General features: G+C 36.8%; 18 protein-coding genes. 11 read left to right on the top strand and 7 right to left on the bottom strand.

Annotation, left to right across the window (positions count from 1 at the left end):
• Positions 1-32 precede the first annotated feature (32 nt).
• From EKQ63_RS27545 to EKQ63_RS27535, 3 genes are all read right to left on the bottom strand, one after another.
• Positions 33-413, bottom strand: coding sequence for a VOC family protein (locus EKQ63_RS27545; RefSeq protein ID WP_087994274.1), 381 nt, complete (start codon positions 411-413; stop codon positions 33-35).
• A gap of 42 nt (positions 414-455) precedes the next feature.
• A complete protein-coding gene (locus tag EKQ63_RS27540) occupies positions 456-1607 on the bottom strand; it encodes an acyltransferase (protein WP_088325778.1) in 1152 nt (383 codons plus the stop codon).
• Positions 1608-1755: 148 nt separating this feature from the next.
• Positions 1756-2973, bottom strand: a complete 1218-nt coding sequence (locus EKQ63_RS27535) for a dicarboxylate/amino acid:cation symporter (RefSeq protein ID WP_000649373.1) — start codon at positions 2971-2973, stop codon at positions 1756-1758.
• A 224-nt stretch (positions 2974-3197) separates the two neighbouring features.
• Between EKQ63_RS27535 and EKQ63_RS27530 the strand changes: the two genes are divergently transcribed.
• The 8 genes from EKQ63_RS27530 to chbG all read left to right on the top strand — a co-directional run bounded on the left by EKQ63_RS27530 (position 3198) and on the right by chbG (position 9688).
• A complete protein-coding gene (locus EKQ63_RS27530) occupies positions 3198-3500 on the top strand; it encodes a PTS sugar transporter subunit IIB (RefSeq protein ID WP_087955118.1) in 303 nt (100 codons plus the stop codon).
• Between the two features lie 14 nt (positions 3501-3514).
• Positions 3515-4816, top strand: a complete 1302-nt coding sequence (gene celB, locus EKQ63_RS27525; protein ID WP_087955117.1) for a PTS cellobiose transporter subunit IIC — start codon at positions 3515-3517, stop codon at positions 4814-4816.
• A 9-nt stretch (positions 4817-4825) separates the two neighbouring features.
• Positions 4826-5143 carry a PTS sugar transporter subunit IIA gene (locus EKQ63_RS27520; protein ID WP_143881675.1) on the top strand — a complete coding sequence of 106 codons (318 nt, stop codon included), beginning with the start codon at positions 4826-4828 and terminating at the stop codon, positions 5141-5143.
• A gap of 329 nt (positions 5144-5472) precedes the next feature.
• Positions 5473-5775, top strand: coding sequence for a PTS sugar transporter subunit IIB (locus EKQ63_RS27515; protein WP_001023567.1), 303 nt, complete (start codon positions 5473-5475; stop codon positions 5773-5775).
• Positions 5776-5791: 16 nt separating this feature from the next.
• Positions 5792-7099: a PTS cellobiose transporter subunit IIC gene (celB, locus tag EKQ63_RS27510; RefSeq protein ID WP_143881674.1), complete on the top strand. Its 1308-nt coding sequence runs from the start codon at positions 5792-5794 to the stop codon at positions 7097-7099.
• Positions 7100-7282: 183 nt separating this feature from the next.
• The gene (locus EKQ63_RS27505) at positions 7283-7606 is read left to right on the top strand and encodes a PTS lactose/cellobiose transporter subunit IIA (RefSeq protein WP_000989050.1); all 324 of its coding nucleotides are present in this window, start codon (positions 7283-7285) and stop codon (positions 7604-7606) included.
• A gap of 3 nt (positions 7607-7609) precedes the next feature.
• Positions 7610-8935, top strand: coding sequence for a 6-phospho-beta-glucosidase (gene celF, locus EKQ63_RS27500; protein ID WP_000145757.1), 1326 nt, complete (start codon positions 7610-7612; stop codon positions 8933-8935).
• A 48-nt stretch (positions 8936-8983) separates the two neighbouring features.
• Positions 8984-9688, top strand: coding sequence for a chitin disaccharide deacetylase (gene chbG, locus EKQ63_RS27495; RefSeq protein ID WP_087955114.1), 705 nt, complete (start codon positions 8984-8986; stop codon positions 9686-9688).
• A gap of 38 nt (positions 9689-9726) precedes the next feature.
• Here chbG and EKQ63_RS27490 read toward each other — a convergent pair whose 3' ends face one another.
• Positions 9727-10908 (bottom strand): chromate transporter, encoded by a 1182-nt coding sequence (locus EKQ63_RS27490; protein WP_143881673.1) that lies wholly within the window; start codon positions 10906-10908, stop codon positions 9727-9729.
• A gap of 189 nt (positions 10909-11097) precedes the next feature.
• Between EKQ63_RS27490 and exsM the strand changes: the two genes are divergently transcribed.
• Positions 11098-11511: an exosporium regulatory protein ExsM gene (gene exsM, locus EKQ63_RS27485; protein WP_048553037.1), complete on the top strand. Its 414-nt coding sequence runs from the start codon at positions 11098-11100 to the stop codon at positions 11509-11511.
• A 140-nt stretch (positions 11512-11651) separates the two neighbouring features.
• On the opposite strand, the gene EKQ63_RS27480 is transcribed toward exsM, so the two are convergent.
• The 3 genes from EKQ63_RS27480 to EKQ63_RS27470 all read right to left on the bottom strand — a co-directional run bounded on the left by EKQ63_RS27480 (position 11652) and on the right by EKQ63_RS27470 (position 16446).
• Positions 11652-14327 carry a sigma-54-dependent transcriptional regulator gene (locus EKQ63_RS27480; RefSeq protein WP_143881672.1) on the bottom strand — a complete coding sequence of 892 codons (2676 nt, stop codon included), beginning with the start codon at positions 14325-14327 and terminating at the stop codon, positions 11652-11654.
• Positions 14328-14431: 104 nt separating this feature from the next.
• Positions 14432-15169, bottom strand: a complete 738-nt coding sequence (locus tag EKQ63_RS27475; RefSeq protein ID WP_087955111.1) for a polysaccharide deacetylase family protein — start codon at positions 15167-15169, stop codon at positions 14432-14434.
• A gap of 203 nt (positions 15170-15372) precedes the next feature.
• Positions 15373-16446, bottom strand: a complete 1074-nt coding sequence (locus EKQ63_RS27470) for a UDP-N-acetylglucosamine--undecaprenyl-phosphate N-acetylglucosaminephosphotransferase TagO (protein WP_016718934.1) — start codon at positions 16444-16446, stop codon at positions 15373-15375.
• 489 nt (positions 16447-16935) lie between these two features.
• Here EKQ63_RS27470 and EKQ63_RS27465 point away from each other — a divergent pair, with 489 nt between their 5' ends.
• Together EKQ63_RS27465 and wecB are read left to right on the top strand one after the other, a co-directional pair.
• Positions 16936-18306 carry a UDP-glucose dehydrogenase family protein gene (locus EKQ63_RS27465; protein WP_143881671.1) on the top strand — a complete coding sequence of 457 codons (1371 nt, stop codon included), beginning with the start codon at positions 16936-16938 and terminating at the stop codon, positions 18304-18306.
• 74 nt (positions 18307-18380) lie between these two features.
• Positions 18381-19496 carry a non-hydrolyzing UDP-N-acetylglucosamine 2-epimerase gene (gene wecB / locus EKQ63_RS27460; protein WP_000140134.1) on the top strand — a complete coding sequence of 372 codons (1116 nt, stop codon included), beginning with the start codon at positions 18381-18383 and terminating at the stop codon, positions 19494-19496.
• Positions 19497-19504: the final 8 nt, after the last annotated feature.

The raw sequence follows: 19504 nt of genomic DNA, 5'->3' as shown, positions 1-19504 counted from the left end.
AAGCTATCCGGTTTTTTCGGATAGCTTCTTTTTTATTTGCGTTCCATTACTGCAAAGTAATTGTTTTCGTTATCAGCGAAGTTAAAAGCTCTGCCAGTAGGTAAATCTACAACTTGTCCAACAGTAACGTTTTTCTCAGAAAGATCTTTATACAGTTGATCTAAGTTGTTAGAGAAGAACATAAGTGAAGGTGTATGTAAGTTTAATTCAGGTTGCATTTTTGCAATTAACGCTTTATCGTGAAGGACGATGCTTGTGCTTGCTTCTTTTGACGGTGCAATTTCAATCCAGCGAAAACCTTGTCCGTTATTTTCTTCCGCAATAATTTGGAATCCTACTGTCTCAGTCCAAAATTGTACTGCTTCATCTTGATTATTTACATATAGCATAATTTGCCCAATTTGATTAATCATAGGTGTGTCCTACTTTCTTTTCTTTTATGGAATTCTATTATATCAAAGATATGGTTTGAATACCTTTTCGTGATTTTTCGGAAGTACAATCTTAGCCCATTTCATCGTAGGAGAAGGTCCTGTAATCCATGTATGAAATGGTAGTGTACTGCATAGGACCATTGCTGAAATCGAGATTGTGGCTGTTATTGTAAATAATAATAAGCTATATAATATTGTGTTTTCTTGCAGTGTGAATAAAGAAAGAAACTTTGTACATAGTTGCAAGAAGAAAAAGTGAGCTAAATAAGCACCATACGTGTAATTCCCGATAAATCGTAAAGCTTTATATAAGAAACCGCGTCGCTGTACGATTGTAATAGATAGCACGTAAAGTATGATAATTTCGCATACGATATATAAAAACATAGACGGTTTTAAATAAGTCGAAACGGTTAAATGAATAGAGTTTGCTCCGTAAAAACTAAATAACTCATAATTGATGAATAAAAATAAGACGAAAAATAATATTGTGATTAGTGGGATATGTTTCATGACAAATAGTCGCCAAGTTTTTAGTGCTACAGCCGCGATTCCTCCCATGACGAAATAGAACGAATAGAAGAAGAAGGAACGATCTGTATAATGTAAAATGGTTGAGCTAGTCAATTTCTCTCCATTAAAAATGTAGTGCGAAGAATACCACATTAAGAGGAAATATAGAGAAGCAAAGACGGTCATATATTTATATATGTCTTTTTTATTTTCTGTTCGTTTTTGAAACCAATAAAATAGTGTGCACAGTAAAGGGAACAGTAGGTGAATTTGAAACATCATAATTACATACCAAAGATGGGGTGCGGCTGTTCCGAGTAATAAACTTTTTATTCCGCCTTGTAATGTGATCATATCGTTTGTTGTTAATAAGTAAAGAATAGACCAGAAGAGATAAGGAATGAGTAAATGTGCGGCTTTTTCAGAAATATATTCTTTGTATACTAATTGCTTTGTATAGTGACGAATTAAGTGGAAGCCGACGATAAATATGAATGCAGGTGCTGAAAATTTTGCAAGGTTAAATAGCATGCCCATAATGAGGGATTGCTCAAGTAAGACATTTCCTTGATTCATTGTATATAATAACGAACTTTGCAAAACGACAGCAAGGAATGCAATGCTTTGCAAAACTTTAAATTCTGGTGCGCTTTGTGTCATCATGTCCAACTCCTTTTCCATACATGATTATAGTACGGAGAATGGATAATGGATGTGGAATATTTGTGAAGATTTTAACAAATTTGTGGCGGAATGGATTAACAACAAAAAAAGAGGATGCTCGTTTGGAGCATCCTCTTTCTATCTATTAAGCAAATTTGTTTTTGATCCAGTTCTTACCTTCTACAAGGCGAGCTGTCATTACGGCACAAGCGTTATCTGCTGTTACGTTTAACATCGTTGCAGGAGGATCAATGATAGTACTAATCGCTGCAATAATTGGCAATGCTTCTGGCGGGAAGCCGTATAGAGAAACGATTAACATTTCACCAATCATACCTCCGCCTGGAATAGCGCCCATTACTGTTCCTACTAATAAAGAAACAACAAGTGCGATTGCTAATGTTTTTGGTCCTTCGAATTCCATGTTGAAAATACCGAATAAGAAAGCAATTTTTAATACGCCGCCTAAAACAGAGCCGTCTTTATGGAGTGTAGATCCAAGAAGGACAACTGTTTCACGAACGTCAGAAGAGATACCCATTTTCTTCGTTGCTTCTAAGTTTGCTGGAATACTTGCGGCACTACTACAAGTTGCAAGAGATGTAACTGTAGGAGAGACCATGTTCTTCCAAAATACTTGTACACCTTGCTTGCGACCTGCAAGGTATGCATAGAACGTAAAGAATACAAAGAAGTAAATAAGAGATGCTGGATAGTATACCATTGCTGCTCGGAAGTAAGTTCCAAGAAGTTGTGGTCCAAATTCACCAACTAATGCTGCGAAGTAAGCAGCAAGTCCGATTGGAGCGTAGTACATAATGAAAGATACAACTTTCATTGAAATTTCTGCACCAGCTTGTAAGAATGTAGCGAATGGTTTTCCTTTTTCACCAACTGCTGAAGTTGCAACCCCCATTAAAATAGAGAAGAAAATAAGTGCTAACATATTTTCACGAGATAGTAACTTCGAGAAGTCAGATACTGTTAGAATACCGACGATTTGATCTGCAACACTAACTGCTTTTTCAGCTTTGTCAGGTTGGGTTAGTTCTAATACAACACCTTGTGCTGGCGGGAATACTTTCACGACAATAATCATAAAAATAGCAGCTAAAATACTTGTAAATAAGAAAGTCCCAGCCATACTAGACATAATTTTACCGAAACGTTTTAATCCATCCATATTAGCAATAGATGACGCGATGCTAAAGAACACTAGAGGTACAACAATCGTAAACATTAAGTTTAAGAAAATGTCACCAAGCGGCTTTAAAGCAACTGCATCGGCACCCATGAAATAACCAATGAAACCACCAATTAGGATAGAAGATAATAAAATAAGTGGAAAGCGATATGCCTTCATAAATATATCCTCCTATCAATTATAAAAAATCATACTGAATTATTATAGCGAGTTAGAGCCCTCTTTACTAGGAGAATACGGATAGATGGAATAGCGTGAAAACCGAGAAATTTTTGTTTTTAAGCTCGGCATACAGCAGGAAATCTAGACATATATATTTGTAACCTAGTTGTGGTAAGGGATGCGCCGTAACTTAGGTTTGGAAAAAGGGGGAGGGAAAAGGGATGAATATTTTACTTTGCTGTGCAGCGGGAATGTCTTCCAGCTTGATTGTTACAAAAATGGAGAAAGCAGCAGAGGCAAAAGGGATAGAGGTAAAGATTTGGGCTGTATCAGGTTCTGAAGTAAATAGTCACATAGATGAAGCTGATGTACTTTTACTTGGACCGCAAGTACGTTATTTATTACCGAAAATGAAAGAATTATGTAAGGGGAAAGGAGTACCTGTTGATGTCATTCAATCCGTCCATTACGGACTTTGTAATGGAGAAGCTATCTTGCAAGCAGCTTTGTCAATGAAACCATGAGGAGAGTGGGATAGATGATACGGTTTTTAGAGAAATATGTAATGCCGGTAGCAGGAAAGGTTGCAGAGCAGAGGCATTTGCTAGCAATTCGTGATGGACTTGTATTGACGATGCCGTTCTTAATTATAGGATCAATTTTTCTTATTATTAGTACATTACCAATCCCCGGGTATAGTGAATTCATGGCGAGTTTGTTCGGGAAAAACTGGAACGTAGCATTAGGGTATCCAGTTAGTGCAACTTTTAATATAATGGCTTTAATAGCCGTTTTTGGAATCGCTTACAGGCTTGGGGAATATTATAAAGTGGACGCTCTAGCATCCGGGGCATTGTCGCTTGTGACATTTTTACTTGCAACTCCATTTCAAGTTGCATATATCATGCCGGGTACGAAAGAAAGTATACTGGTAGATGGAGTAATTCCAGCGGCATTAATGGGAAGCCAAGGTTTATTTGTAGCGATGATTATTGCAATTATATCTACTGAAATATACCGATTTCTTGTACAAAAAAAGATGATTATAAAAATGCCTGAGACAGTTCCACCGGCAGTAACGCGTTCATTTGCAGCGCTTATTCCTGGGTTTATTGTTGTGACAGTTGTTTGGATCATTAGATTGATTTTTGAACACACAACTTTCGGAAGCATTCATAATGTTGTAGGGAAGCTACTGCAAGAACCGCTGAGTATACTTGGTGCTAGTCTTTGGGGAGCAGTTATAGCGGTTATTCTCGTTCATGTCCTTTGGGCGTGTGGAATTCATGGAGCTACAATTGTGGGCGGTGTAATGAGCCCGATTTGGTTATCGTTAATGGATCAGAACCGGATTGCTTTTCAAGCGGGCCAAGATGTACCGAACACGATTACTGCACAGTTTTTTGATTTATGGATTTATATGGGCGGTTCTGGTGCAACACTAGCCTTAGTTGTCGGAATGTTATTGTTTGCGCGAAGTCAGCAATTAAAAAGTTTAGGACGATTGTCAATTGCACCTGGTATTTTTAATATTAATGAAATGGTAACTTTCGGTATGCCAATTGTCATGAATCCACTGTTACTTATTCCATTTATAGTAGTTCCAGTTGTGTTAACAATTGTTTCTTATTTCGCAATGGAGTGGGGATTGGTAGCTCGTCCAAGTGGTGCTGCTGTAACATGGACGACACCAATTCTATTTAGTGGATATTTAGGATCGGGTGGCAAAATTTCAGGTGTGATTTTGCAACTCGTTAATTTTGCACTAGCGTTCGTCATATATTTACCATTCTTAAAAATATGGGATAAACAAAAATTAGCGGAAGAAAAGGGGGCGTAAAGAACTAAAATGGATACGGTAGAAACGAAGGCCTTTCACTTAATCTTGCATGGGGGAAATGCGAGAAGTTGTTCAATGGAAGCAATTGATTGCGCGAAGCGTGGAGAGTTTACAGAAGCAGAAGCGAAATTACAAGAAGCGTTAGAGGAATTAAAAGAGGCGCACCGTGTACAAACGGATCTCATACAGAAAGAAGCCGGTGGTGAAAAGACTGAGGTTACCCTTCTAATGGTACATGCGCAAGATCATTTAATGAATGCAATTACAGTGAAGGAATTAGCGAGTGAGTTTGTAGAATTATATAGGAAGATGTCAATATCTGAATGAACCTTGCGTATGCAAGGTTTTTTATTTCATTAAATAGAGGGTAAAAACACTAAAAAATTTTTTTAGTGTTTTTTTATTTTAAATACAACTAGACAACTAAACACTAATCTATTTTCATACAGTTATGTGTTAAAAGCGTGTTGTTTTATAACACACTGTGTTTTTTTGGTCGACACACTAATTGAAAGCGTTAACACACAAAGAAAATGGTCGAAAAAGTGCTGATTTTAGTGGTTTTAAAAAGTTGGCACGCTAATTGCATTGATAAATAGCGTAAAGAAAAATAAATAAAATATTAATTTTTTATACTACACAAGGGGGATTTTCAAATGAATATTTTATTATGTTGCTCAGCAGGGATGTCTACAAGTTTACTAGTTACAAAAATGGAAGCGGCTGCAAAAGCTCGCGGTCTAGAAGGAAAGATTTGGGCTGTATCTGGGGATGCAGTAAAAACGAATATCGATCAAGCAGATGTATTATTACTAGGACCACAAGTTCGTTACATGCTTTCTTCAATGAAAACGCTTGCTGATGAGAAAAACGTTGGAATCGACGTTATCAATCCAATGCACTACGGCATGATGAATGGAGAGGCAGTTTTAGATCACGCATTAACACTTAAAAAATAATTAGGGGGGAAGCAAAATGCAAAAGTTTATTGCATTCATGGAGAAATATATTGTTCCTGTCGCTGGTAAAATCGGATCGCAACGTCACTTAGCTGCGATCCGTGACGGATTTATTGCAGTTATGCCACTTATTTTAGTTGGTGCACTGGCATCACTAATTAATGGTTTTCCATCTGAAGCTTTCCAAGATTTCATGAAAGGTTTGTTTGGTGAAACGTGGAAACAAGTTGGCGGTGGAATGTGGACTGGCTCTTTCGCGATTCTAGCACTAATCATAGCATTTACAACAAGTTATAACTTAGCAAAATCTTACGGCGTTGATGGTTTGTCAGCAGGTATTATTTCATTTGGTGCGTTAATTATTCTTACGCCAACAACACCGAAAGAAGGCGGATTGAACTTAGCTTGGACAGGTGCACAAGGGTTATTCGTAGCAATTATTGTGGCACTCCTTGTTACTGAAGTATTCCGCTTCTTTGTACAAAGAAACATTACTTTTAAAATGCCCGATGGAGTACCACCAGCAGTTTTAAGGTCTTTCGCAGCTATAGTTCCAGCATTTGTTATCTTAACAGTAGTTGCAGGTATTCAATTAGCAGTGAAATTAGCTGGTACAAGTGTTCATGAATTTATCTTTAATACAATTCAATCACCACTGCAAAGTTTAGCAGGGACATTACCAAGTGCAATTGTCATTGTACTCCTTGTTCATCTTCTTTGGTTCTTCGGTTTACATGGTCCAAATATCGTTGGTGGTATTATTGAGCCATTATACTTACCGGCATTAGAGAAAAACATGCAGTTATTCAAAGGTGGTACATCTGCATTTGATGTTCCAAACATTGTTACAAAACCATTCTTTGATACTTTCGTATATCTTGGTGGTTCTGGTGCAACATTAGCGTTCTTAGTCGTTGTATTAATTGTAGCGAAAAGTGCGCAATTACGCGGTGTATCTCGTTTATCAATTGGTCCTGGTGCATTCAACATTAACGAACCAGTAATCTTTGGTACACCAATTATTTTAAATCCAATTTTATTCTTACCGTTTATCATAACACCAATTGTATTAGTAATTACTTCTTATACAGCTATATCTATTGGCTGGGTACCAAAAACAGTTGTGATGATCCCATGGGCAACACCACCAATTATTAGTGGTTATCTTGTAACAGGTGGACATCTTTCAGGTGCACTCCTACAGTTATTCAACTTTGTAATTGCAATGGTAATCTATTATCCATTCGTTGTATTATGCGATCGTTCAGTTGTTCGTACGGAAAAAGCAGTAGCACAAGGAAATAACAACTCTGTACCTATGTAACATAAAGATTGTTCTCACAGACAGCATTGTCTGTGAGAACAACTACCTTTATATCATGTTCAAAAAGATGAGAACCATCTACAAGAACACCAAACTATCATTCATAAATTAATACTTTAATAGACATGTTCAAACTGAAGGGGTATGTAAATCGGTTGAACGATAATAGAGAGGGCGGTAATTATGATGACTACAGCAGAACAAATTCCATTCCAATTAATTTTAAATAGCGGTAATGCACGAAGCTTTGCGATGGAGGCACTTCAATTTGCCAAACAGGGGAAAATGGCAGAAGCTGATGAAGCGATGGTAAAGGCGAAAGAAGCGATTAATGAGGCGCATCATTTCCAGACAGAGCTCATACAATCAGAAGCAAGAGGAGAAAAAACAGAGATTAGTGTTCTTTTAATTCACGCACAAGATCATTTAATGAATGCGATTACAGTAAAAGAATTAGCAGCAGAGTTTATCGATCTTTATAAAAAGCTTGAAGCGAAAGGGGAATAAAGCATGACTGGAATTAAAATTGCTACAATCGGCGGTGGATCTAGTTATACACCAGAGTTAATTGAAGGGTTTATTAAGCGTTATGATGAGCTTCCTGTTCGTGAAATTTGGTTAGTAGATATTGAGGCAGGAAAAGAAAAGTTAGAAATCGTTGGTAACTTAGCGAAACGTATGGTGAAAAAATCTGGTTTGCCAATTGAGGTACATTTAACGCTTGATCGTCGCGAAGCATTAAAAGATGCTGACTTCGTAACGACGCAGCTTCGCGTAGGTTTATTAGAAGCTCGTGCAAAAGATGAAGCAATCCCGTTAAAGTATGATGTAATCGGTCAGGAAACGAATGGTCCTGGTGGTTTATTCAAAGCATTGAGAACGATTCCTGTTATTTTAGATATTTGTAAGGATATGGAGGAGCTTTGTCCGAATGCATGGTTAATTAACTTTGCAAACCCAGCTGGTATGGTAACAGAAGCTGTTCTTCGTTATACAAATATTCAAAGAGTAGTTGGTCTATGTAACGTTCCAATCGGAATTCGCATGGGTCTTGCGAGATTACTTGAAGTAGATGCAAGTCGTGTCCACGTTGACTTCGCAGGTTTAAACCATATGGTATACGGACTAGATGTATATTTAGATGGCGTAAGTGTAATGGATCGTGTATTAGAGCTTGTAACAGATCCTGAAAAGCAAATTACGATGGAAAATATCGCTGCGCTTAACTGGGAGCCTGACTTTATTCGTGGCCTTCGTGCAATTCCATGTCCATACCATCGTTACTACTACAAAACACGTGAAATGCTAGAAGAAGAGAAAGAAGCTTCGGTTGAAAAAGGTACACGTGCAGAAGTAGTAAAACAATTAGAAGATGATTTATTCGAGTTATATAAAGACCCGAATTTAGATATTAAACCACCACAATTAGAAAAACGTGGCGGCGCTTATTATAGTGACGCAGCATGTAGTTTAATTACGTCTATTTATAATAATAAAGGTGATATCCAGCCTGTTAATACACGAAACAACGGAACAATTGCAAGCTTACCACATGATTCTGCTGTTGAAGTGAACTGTATTATTACGAAAGAAGGCCCAAAACCAATTGCGGTTGGAGATCTTCCAGTACCAGTTCGCGGTTTAGTACAGCAAATTAAATCATTTGAGCGCACAACAATTGAAGCTGCTGTTACAGGGGATTATCATAAGGCGCTGCTTGCTATGACAATTAATCCACTTGTACCATCAGATAAAGTTGCAAAACAAATTTTAGATGAAATGTTGGAAGCACATAAAGAATATCTTCCACAGTTCTTCAAAAAGGTAGAGAAATAAAGCGGCGCTATTTAGCCCGCTTTTTTTATTCTATTAGGAGGTATTATGATGATTAAGTTAATTGTAAATGCAGATGATTTCGGTCTTACAGAAGGTACAAATTACGGCATTATTGATGGACATATAAATGGACTTGTAAATTCAACGACGATGATGATGAATATGCCAGGAACAGAGCATGCGGTACGCTTAGCGAAAGAGTATAAAACGTTAGGGGTAGGCGTACATCTCGTATTAACGGCAGGTAAGCCGCTTCTTGGAGACGTACCATCACTTGTAAGTAGCGATGGATTGTTTCATAAACAAAGCGTCGTATGGGAAGGGAACGTAAATCCAGAGGAAGTTGAGAGAGAGTGGATTGCTCAAATTGAGAAATTCTTATCTTACGGATTACAACCAACGCATTTAGATAGTCATCATCACGTGCATAGCTTACCGATCTTGCACGATGTTCTTGAAAGGTTAGCTGCTACATATAATGTTCCAATTCGTCGTTGTGAAGACGAGCGAGCGGTGCGTCCATTTTCTGACGTGTTTTATAGTGATTTTTATGCGGATGGTGTGACGGAAGATTATTTTGTGAAGTTAAAAGAAAGAGTACAAGGTGAGCAAACGGTAGAAGTTATGGTTCATCCAGCTTATATTGACCCAGAGCTTGTGAAACGTTCTTCTTACGTAATGGATCGCGTGAAAGAATTGCGTATTTTAACAGAGAGTGAGTTACCAGAAGGAATAGAACTTGTGAAGTTCTAATAAAAAAACGACGGCTATATAATGCCGTCGTTTTTTATTTACAAAATGGATAGAACATATCCGCCAAAGGCTCCAAGTATAACGATAACCCAAGGTGGTGTTTTCCAAAAAGCGAGCAAGCAAAATAGAAGAGACGCAAAAACAAAATCTACAGCGTTCATAATTGTGCTTGTCCAAATAGGATCATAAAAGGCGGCAATTAAAATACCAACAACAGCGGCATTGACTCCAAGTAGTGCGCCTTGTATGAAAGATATTTTTCTCACACTGTTCCAAAATGGTAATACACCAATAACGAGTAAGAAAGCAGGAAGAAAGATCGCAATTGTTGCGAGTATTGCCCCAAGCGTCCCGTTTAACACTGCTCCTATATAAGAAGCGAATGTAAATAGTGGTCCTGGCATTGCTTGTGTTAATCCGTATCCAGCTAGAAATTGTTCTTTCGTCATCATTCCGTTTTGTACGAACTCACCTTCAAGAAGGGGGAGGACGACGTGTCCGCCTCCAAATACAAGTGCGCCAGAGCGATAGAAACTATCAAATAAAGCGATGTAATAAGAGAACGGTCTTAATATTGGTAGCAGCAGTAATAGTCCGAAGAATAAGATGAGGCAAGAAACTGCTATCTTTTTTGAAATAGGTACTTTTATATTTTGAGATTGGCTAATTGGTTGGTTGCGATATAAAAACCAGCCGATAAAGCCAGATATTATAATGAGAATGATTTGTGTCCAGCTACTTGGCCATAATAAGGCGATTGCGGCAGTTACAATAGCAATGGTCGCACGATTTCGGTCTGGTGTTAACTTTTGCGCCATTCCCCATATGGCATGGGCGACAATAGCGACTGCTACAAGTTTTAGTCCATGAATCCAGCCAGCACTTCCAAGGTCAAATTGATTAAGGAATGAGGCGAAGAAAACTAAAACAAGTACAGATGGTAGTGTGAATCCAATCCATGAAATAATAGCTCCTAATAGGCCGCCCCTTACTAATCCAACCCCCATACCAACTTGACTGCTAGCAGGACCAGGAAGGAATTGACTTAGTGCTACTAAATCTCCGTAGCTCCGTTCATCTATCCATTTTCTTTTTTGCACATATTCATGGTGGAAATACCCAAGATGGGCGACAGGACCACCAAATGAAGTAAGTCCTAATTTAAATGAAACGAGAAAAATCTCTAATAATTTGTGAATAGTGTATTTGTTATTTTCCAAAACGACCTCCTAGAATGTTTTTCTATGTGCATTATACAAGAGGTAGTAAAGAAAAAGGAACGATTCTAATGTAAAGATTATGTGAATCTTTTCTTCGTAATTAACACTTGAAAAAGTCATAAATGATTATGTATAAACCATAAAGTAGTAGAAGTAGTACTGGGAAATTTATATAAGGAGAATGCCCGTATGACAACACATTTCTTTGCGAGGTTAACAGGCAAGAGGGAAATACCTCCTGTAAATACAGAAGCTTTTGGCGTAGCAGAGTTTATATTTAGTGATGATTTAAAGAAATTACAATATCGGGTCATATTGAAAAACATCGAAAAAGTTACATCATGCCAAATTCATTTAGGGAAATCGGATCAAATTGGTCCAGTTGTTCTAAATTTGTTTGGTCCGCTAAAGCAAGGTATTAGTGTAAGTGAAGGAGTCGTGACCAGTGTAGTTAATGTGGAGGATTTTGAAGGGCCTTTACAAGGGCGAGCGTTTGATAGCTTACTTCAAGAAATCATTCAGGCGAATGTATATGTAAATGTTTATACGAAGTCCCATAAGAAGGGTGAAATAAGGGGGAGAATCAGGAAAGTAAAGAAGTAGAAAAAAGGCTGTCCATATTTTGGAACAGCCTTTTTTGCTATAAGGTGCAAATTTTAGCGATTATTGCCGGTAAATCGATATGTTTGAAAAATCGCTGATAAAATCCGAGTTACGTTCGATATACTACAAAACGACCTCAATTAATTTTTTACAGGCTGATTTTTAATGAAGAAGTCCATAACATAAAACACTTCGTCATCAGGTATTTGTATTTCAAATGTATTTTCAATTGGCTGCAATGCTTTTTTTACTTTCATATACATCCAGTATTCATCTTGTCTTCGTTTCTCTTTATCTGGATGAGGGAGAAGGCTTTCTCCTTTTTGAAGACGATCAACCATACAGCTCATATGCAGAATAACACCCATTAAACTGTCAGGAGTTAGCTGTAAGGAAATTAATTCTTGAATTGTATTCAATGCGTAACGAATTGTTTTAATAAGTAATGCTCCGTCGTTACGCTGCATTTGTTGTTCAAGAATATCAGCCATTTTTGCATATGTTTCTTCATACGTAATTAATTCTTGAATTGGCTGAATCGCTGTGTAGTTTACAATATCTTGGAAATGATAAGTTAAGCATGGCACCTGCACATCGAAATTCGTAACGATACAAATGATATTCCGCTCTTTTTTTATGTTCTCAATCATTTTTGTTAAATCTTTTTCATGGACGATACTAATCGGAATGATTTCAATTAAGTCTTTGTCAAATCGCAAATAGTTCTCCAACATTTTTTGAATAGCTAAAGCACTGCCTTCCCCAGTTAAACAAGCTGTCAAAATAACAGATTTCATTGGTGATAGTGGCTTTTTCTTTTCTTCTTGTACGTTTAAGTAAAACGGTGTTAAGTTCTTCACTGTTTCATATAATGCATCTAACGAGTAGCCAAGCTGAGCTTTTCGAGCCGCTTCTAGTGCATGTGGAGTGCTCGTCATGGAAAGAACACGCACTGGAATTTTGAACTCAGTTTCTAATATATCCCCAATATAAGCGAGAGATCCCATATCAACGAGTAAGAGAAGCCCATTTACATTCTGGAGTGTTTTCATATACACTTTCACACGTTCTAAGAAATCTTTCGGCGATTCATGTAACGGCATATCGATACCGGTTACTTCGTCAATGCCGAGCAGTTCGTTTGCGACGTTTGCCATTTCTGTTGCTATGCCGTTGCCGTGCGCTAATATTAATACTTTTACTTCTGTTTGTGAGGCAGGAATTGGATCAACGACGAAGAACATTGTTAAAAAGCCTGCTTCGTCGATAGGCATTGTTATTTGTAATTCGTCTTCCAGTAGCTGAATGCATTGCATAGCTACGGAAAAAGCTTCTTTATATTTCGTACGAATTTGATTTAATTGTGGGTGATGAATTTGTTTTCCAGCTTGTAAACGTTGTAGAGTTGTCTGTACATGTAAACTTAAAGCGAGAAATACTTTTTCGTCGAATGTCTTGGATAAATGTTTTTCAGCAAGTTCAGCAATCTTTTCACAAACGGAAACGATATTACGATCTACAATTTTAAAAACATTTTCATGACTTGTCTTTTTTGACATTTGGTTAAAATATTGTACGAAAAAGCTTTGAATATCATTTTCTATTAGTAATTCTAATTCTTCCTCTTCAATACCACGAGCTTGAAGTTCTTCATATTTATAGTCAATATAATCGTAAATAGAAGACTGTTTTTCATTTTCTGCCTTATGATTACTCCAACCTTCATCACCTGTAAATATAAATGTTTCATTCGGTATTTGGTATAGATGACGGCTTTTTCTTTCAATGAAGAGCCCTTCTTTCATGTACCAAGGTAAATCTGTACTTGAAACATAGACAGAATCACGTTTCTTTGTCACGAAGTCAGAATAGGCTTTCGCACAGGCAATTTGTACATCCGTTTTTAATTGACCGATGTTATTGGGACAATTGTAAAAGACGAAAGCACGCATTGCATTCGGACTAACGTGAATTTCTTTTCGCAAGCGAATTGCTTCATTTGTGAAAAATAGTTGCAGTAAAGCAAAACGTTCTTTATGTGTACGCTCACGAAGTGGTGGCAGCGTGACAGTCATTGGTATACGTCTTGTAAATGTTTTTAATAAAAATGAATTTGGTTCTTCTGTTGTTGCAGTAATGATCAATACTTGTGCTTTACGTTCGTTTTCTGTTTCTCCAAGGCGGCGATATACCCCGCGGTCAATAAAGGTGAAAAGCATTTCTTGTCCCTCTGGAGGAAGGCGATGTACTTCATCTAAGAAAAGGATCCCTTCATGTGCTTTTTCAATTAACCCTTTTTGATCACTTGCCCCTGTATATGCTCCTTTTTTAATCCCAAATAATTGTCCTAGTAGTAGCTGTGGGTTATTTGCATAATCGGCACAGTTAAAGACGATAAATGGTGCATTTTTAGGAAGCTGTTCAACTTCAATTGCATATTCGTGCATTAAAGAAGCAAACATGGATTTTCCGACGCCTGTTTCTCCGAGCAGTAAAGTATGCATACCGTTTGGAGGATAGAGAATAGAAGCTTTCGCTTTTTCGATTGCGATTTTAAGGCTCGTATTTTCAACTGCAAATGTATCTAATGAAGTTACTTCTTTTGAATGCGTTTCCAACGAAGTGTTCGTTTCTATATAAAAACGAACAGGACGCGTATTTGTTTTTAATAAACGTTTATCTTTTACGAGTTTGTTTAAGTCGCTACTTACATTGGCTCGATCTAGTTGCAACAGGGTAGCGAGTTCTGATGCAGTTACACCTTCTGTATAATTGCCTTTTTGTATTGCGTTAAAAATGAGATCTATTCGTTTCATTTCTATTCACCTCGAAACTTCATCACTATTTAAAATTTTACACAAAAATGGGAAGGGTGGGAAGAGAAAAATAAAACAGCTTTAGCACATAGGCACTAAAGCTGTTACAATCTTGTGTCTTTCCAAAAGTTTACTTCGAGATGAGAAGATGGATTATAGGGAAGAAGCTTGTATCCTTGTGACTGTAAGTAATCAATTACTTGTGGCAGTATTTGTACGGTTACACTCGAATCATGCATTAAAATTACTTCGACTTGTTCATCGCTCTGATTACGTACCCTTTCTAGTATGGCAGAAGGGTTATCATAGCTTTTCCAGTCGTATGTATCGATTGTCCAATCCCACATTTTATATTGGGCTGATACAAGTGCATCACGGTAATTCTTTTTTAAGTAAGGCATGCTACCATATGGGACACGAACGAGATGTGTATTTAATGTTGTAACTTGTTGGACAATGTTTTGTGTTTGTTCCATTTCTGTAATTAAAGCGGATGGATCACCAGTGTAAAGGCGTTTTACATCATGGGACATACTGTGAAGTCCGATATAATGTCCATCTTTAATTAATCGTTGCATTGTCTTTTTATAATGTGGTACTTTTCCACCAATAACAAAGAAAGTTGCTTTTCCGTTCTTTTCTTTTAAGATGTTTAAAATTTGCGTAGTATATTTGTTTGGTCCGTCATCAAATGTTAAGTACGCGATTTTTTTTGTAGAAGAGGAAGTTTCGGTATTTGGATGATGTTCAGCAGGGGGAATTGTAGTTGCTCCTGCATGAGATGACGCGTACATAGTAATCGTTAAAAATAAAATAATGTATTGAAATACTCGCTTGATCATAACATTCACCCTCAGTTTGACAATCATCAAGATGTAAAAAAGAAAATATAATCCTTTTCTTATTATGTATATCTTTCTCCAATAGTGGAACTCTCAAACAAGCTATATTTTGGAAATGTAAAATAACGAATAAAAAATAGCATCCTCTTATAAGAAAGAGGATGCTATTTGAATATTTCATAATAGTAAAGGCTATACTACAATTAGTCTTCGCGTTTTTTCACTTTTTTATAAAAGGAAATAAGTGGTTTGTAACGTTCATGTACAAGTCCAATTACTTCAGCAATAATCTCTGTAAAGAAGATTAAAACGAAAAGAAGAATAATGGATAACCATAATGTCGCACTAGAGAAAATGATTGCATTTACACTAAAGAAAATACCGAATGCGTATATAATTAGTACCGTTTTACGATGAGAGAAGCCCATTGCAAGTAAACGGTGATGTAAATGCGACTTATCTGGTGCTGAAATAGGTTTTTTATTTACGATACGACGGATAATTGCAAATGTCGTATCAAATACAGGCACGCCTAAAATGATAACTGGAACGATAAAGCTGAATAACGTTACACTTTTGTATAATCCAAGTAACGATATAACAGAAATACAGTATCCTAAAAATAGTGCTCCTGTATCTCCCATGAAAATTTTTGCTGGATGGAAGTTGTAGAATAAAAATCCAATTGTACTTGCTAATGTAATTAATGCTAGTGGTAAGATAATAGCAGCTCCAGTACCCCATGGGCTAGTGAAGGCCATATATGCTAGCGTTGCCAGTACGATAGATGAAATACCAGCGGATAATCCATCTAAGCCGTCAATTAAGTTGATGGCATTTGTAATACCTACAATCCAAAATACTGTAATTGGGTAAGCAAGCCATCCAAGTTCAGTATCCCCGAGGATTGGAATATATAATACTTGCACTAATAATCCACTTTTTACAATCATAATGGCAACTAATAGTTGTCCACCAAATTTTACCTTCGCAGATAACTCGTACATATCATCTAAAATACCGATGATTACAATGATAATCGCACCTAGCGTTATCGATAACATTCTTTGTTCGTATAAGCCACCGACAACAAATCCAACAGCCACACCAATAAATATTGCTAACCCGCCAAGACGAGGCATAATCTTTTGGTGCACTTTACGCGCGTTTGGCTTATCTGTTGCTCCTATTTTAAAAGCTAACTTAATAACTAAAGGAGTAACGACGAGTACAGTGATGAAAGATGCCAAAATGGCATAAATCACTTGTGAGTCCATTAATACCCCACCCTTTTATAGTATAACGTAATTTTTTTTGATATATTTATCTGAAAATTATGATGTTTATTTACAGGCTCATAACATATGGTATCACAAAAAGATTAGAATTCAATCTTTTTTTCGTTTTACGGTAAATGGAAGCAGATAGAATATATGACAATTGTATACAGAATGTTGAATCATTTGAGAAGGTTAATCGTATTGGGCTTTGGAATATGACATTTTCTCTTTTTCTTTAATAGCGAATACTTTTATTTCAATATTATAAGTGTTACACGTAGAAATGAGTAAGTTCCGTGTTAAAATGTGGGAATTTGTCCCGCTTGAACGTACAGCTTTAATCTCGGTAAAATTTCTATTGGTTTTATGGACAATATTTAATTTTACAAAAACTTAAAAAAGAATGAAAAAAGTAATTCATATAATAAAGAAGTAAAAGAGTTTTCTCATTTTTGATATGAGAGGGGGAAGCACAGGGGAAATTCTATGTATTCGTATATTTTCTATTGTATATTCCTGTGCGAAAAGGAAATGAAAATTACGATAATAGGCACCGGATACGTTGGATTGATTACAGGAGTAGGATTGGCAGTATTGGGACATTCGGTTACATGTTTTGATATAAATGATGAGAAAATTGAACGGATAAAACAAGGGGATCTGCCTATTTATGAAGCTGGCTTATATGAATTAATACATGATGCGTGTGAGAATAATCGTTTAACTTTTACAACGAGTAAAGAAGAAGCATTTCATGATGCAGAATTTATATTTATTGCAGTTGGAACGCCATCGTTATTAGATGGTACAGCAGATTTAACATATATTCAAAATGCATGTTTTGATATTGGAGCATATGCGACTAAAGACATTATTGTTGTTACAAAAAGTACTGTTCCTGTAGGGACGAATGGTGCTATGAGGGGATGGATTGAGGAGACATTACAAAATAGGCATGAATTACATATTGTATCGAATCCCGAATTTTTACGGGAGGGTTCAGGGATTTACGATTTTTTTCAGGGAGATCGTATTGTAATTGGAGCAGATAACGAGGAAGCGGCGCGAAAAGTTGAAAATTTATATAGTAAATTACATTTGCAAACGTATGTTACAGATATAAAAAGTGCAGAGATGATTAAATACGCATCGAATGCCTTTTTAGCGACAAAAATTAGTTTTATCAATGAAATTTCAAATATATGTGAGAAGGTAGGAGCTAATGTATTAGATGTTGCAAAAGGAATGGGAATGGATAAGAGAATTGGGTCGTCTTTTTTAAATGCGGGCATTGGTTACGGGGGATCGTGTTTTCCGAAAGATACGAAAGCGCTTGTGCAAATTGCAGGGAATGTGGCGCATGATTTTCGTTTGTTAAAAGCCGTCATTGAAGTGAATAATAAACAACAGCTATTATTGATTGAGAAAGCAAAGAAAGTAATAAATATGAACAAGAAGCGGATTGCAGTGCTGGGAGCAGCATTTAAACCGAATACAGATGATATAAGAGAAGCACCGTCCCTTATTATGATACAAGAATTAATGAATATAGGTGCAAACATAGTACTATATGACCCAAAGGCGATTCAAAATATGAAAAATATCTTTGGGGAGACTATACAATATAGCGAATGTATAGATGAATCGATTAGAGGAGCGAGTGCGGCTTTTATCGTGACAGAATGGGAGGCTATCCGAACGTATCCGTTAGGAAAGTACGTACAACTTATGAGAGAACCTATTTTATTTGATGGAAGAAATTGTTATACTGATGAGGATGTCAAGAAACAAGGAATAGATTATTATTCTGTTGGAAGAGAAAGTATTTATAAGAGGGATTTTTCCGTTATTCGTTAAAAAGGTATGTATTCATGTATATTCTTATATGTCATAATAGGATTTGTAACTAGTGAAAGAAAAGAGGCAATGAAATGACTGAACGTTTAAAAGTAATGACAATTTTCGGGACACGTCCAGAAGCAATTAAAATGGCACCTCTTGTATTAGAGTTGCAAAAGCATCCAGAGAAAATTGAATCGATTGTGACTGTAACAGCACAACATCGTCAAATGTTAGACCAAGTATTAAGTATCTTTGGAATTACACCAGATTTCGATTTGAATATTATGAAGGATCGCCAAACTTTAATCGATATTACAACGCGTGGTTTAGAAGGTTTGGATAAAGTAATGAAAGAAGCAAAGCCGGATATCGTACTTGTACATGGTGATACGACGACAACGTTTATTGCAAGCTTAGCTGCTTTCTATAATCAAATTCCAGTAGGTCATGTCGAGGCAGGACTTCGTACATGGGATAAATATTCTCCATACCCAGAAGAGATGAATCGTCAATTAACAGGCGTAATGGCAGATCTTCATTTCTCACCTACAGCAAAATCAGCAACGAACTTACAGAAAGAAAATAAAGATGAATCACGCATTTTCATAACAGGAAATACAGCGATTGACGCACTAAAAACGACTGTAAAAGAAACATATAGTCATCCTGTACTAGAGAAACTTGGAAGTGATCGTCTTGTACTTATGACAGCTCACCGTCGTGAAAACCTAGGAGAGCCAATGCGTAATATGTTCCGTGCAATAAAGCGTCTTGTTGATAAGCATGAAGACGTACAAGTTGTGTATCCTGTTCATATGAACCCTGTTGTTCGTGAAACTGCAAATGATATTTTAGGCGATCATGGCCGCATTCATTTAATTGAGCCGTTAGATGTAATTGATTTCCACAATGTTGCAGCTCGTTCCTATCTAATGCTAACTGATTCTGGTGGTGTACAAGAGGAAGCTCCGTCATTAGGTGTACCGGTTCTTGTTCTTCGTGATACAACAGAGCGTCCAGAAGGTATTGAAGCAGGTACGTTGAAATTAGCGGGAACAGACGAAGAGACAATCTTTAGTCTTGCTGATGAGTTGTTATCAGACAAAGAAGCTCATGATAAGATGTCAAAAGCATCTAATCCGTACGGTGATGGCCGTGCATCAGAGCGTATTGTAGAAGCAATCTTAAAACATTTTAATAAATAAAAAACAGC

Origin of the sequence: Bacillus sp. BD59S (assembly GCF_007363175.1) — a bacterium.
Taxonomy (GTDB): Bacteria; Bacillota; Bacilli; order Bacillales; family Bacillaceae_G; genus Bacillus_A; species Bacillus_A pacificus.
Note: the sequence above shows the minus strand (reverse complement) of the source record. Positions and strands in the feature narration are given on the sequence as shown.

Bases quoted from the DNA above. Each gene is read 5' to 3' on its own strand.
- EKQ63_RS27545 (WP_087994274.1), bottom strand. From the start codon at position 413: ATGATTAATCAAATTGGGCAAATTATGCTATATGTAAATAATCAAGAT.
- EKQ63_RS27520 (WP_143881675.1), top strand. From the start codon at position 4,826: ATGGATACGGTAGAAACGAAGGCCTTTCACTTAATCTTGCATGGGGGA.
- chbG (WP_087955114.1), top strand. From the start codon at position 8,984: ATGATTAAGTTAATTGTAAATGCAGATGATTTCGGTCTTACAGAAGGT.
- EKQ63_RS27480 (WP_143881672.1), bottom strand. From the start codon at position 14,327: ATGAAACGAATAGATCTCATTTTTAACGCAATACAAAAAGGCAATTAT.
- EKQ63_RS27535 (WP_000649373.1), bottom strand. From the start codon at position 2,973: ATGAAGGCATATCGCTTTCCACTTATTTTATTATCTTCTATCCTAATT.
- EKQ63_RS27470 (WP_016718934.1), bottom strand. From the start codon at position 16,446: ATGGACTCACAAGTGATTTATGCCATTTTGGCATCTTTCATCACTGTA.
- EKQ63_RS27505 (WP_000989050.1), top strand. From the start codon at position 7,283: ATGATGACTACAGCAGAACAAATTCCATTCCAATTAATTTTAAATAGC.
- EKQ63_RS27465 (WP_143881671.1), top strand. From the start codon at position 16,936: ATGTATTCGTATATTTTCTATTGTATATTCCTGTGCGAAAAGGAAATG.
- EKQ63_RS27540 (WP_088325778.1), bottom strand. From the start codon at position 1,607: ATGACACAAAGCGCACCAGAATTTAAAGTTTTGCAAAGCATTGCATTC.
- EKQ63_RS27515 (WP_001023567.1), top strand. From the start codon at position 5,473: ATGAATATTTTATTATGTTGCTCAGCAGGGATGTCTACAAGTTTACTA.
- celF (WP_000145757.1), top strand. From the start codon at position 7,610: ATGACTGGAATTAAAATTGCTACAATCGGCGGTGGATCTAGTTATACA.
- celB (WP_087955117.1), top strand. From the start codon at position 3,515: ATGATACGGTTTTTAGAGAAATATGTAATGCCGGTAGCAGGAAAGGTT.
- EKQ63_RS27530 (WP_087955118.1), top strand. From the start codon at position 3,198: ATGAATATTTTACTTTGCTGTGCAGCGGGAATGTCTTCCAGCTTGATT.
- EKQ63_RS27475 (WP_087955111.1), bottom strand. From the start codon at position 15,169: ATGATCAAGCGAGTATTTCAATACATTATTTTATTTTTAACGATTACT.
- celB (WP_143881674.1), top strand. From the start codon at position 5,792: ATGCAAAAGTTTATTGCATTCATGGAGAAATATATTGTTCCTGTCGCT.
- wecB (WP_000140134.1), top strand. From the start codon at position 18,381: ATGACTGAACGTTTAAAAGTAATGACAATTTTCGGGACACGTCCAGAA.
- exsM (WP_048553037.1), top strand. From the start codon at position 11,098: ATGACAACACATTTCTTTGCGAGGTTAACAGGCAAGAGGGAAATACCT.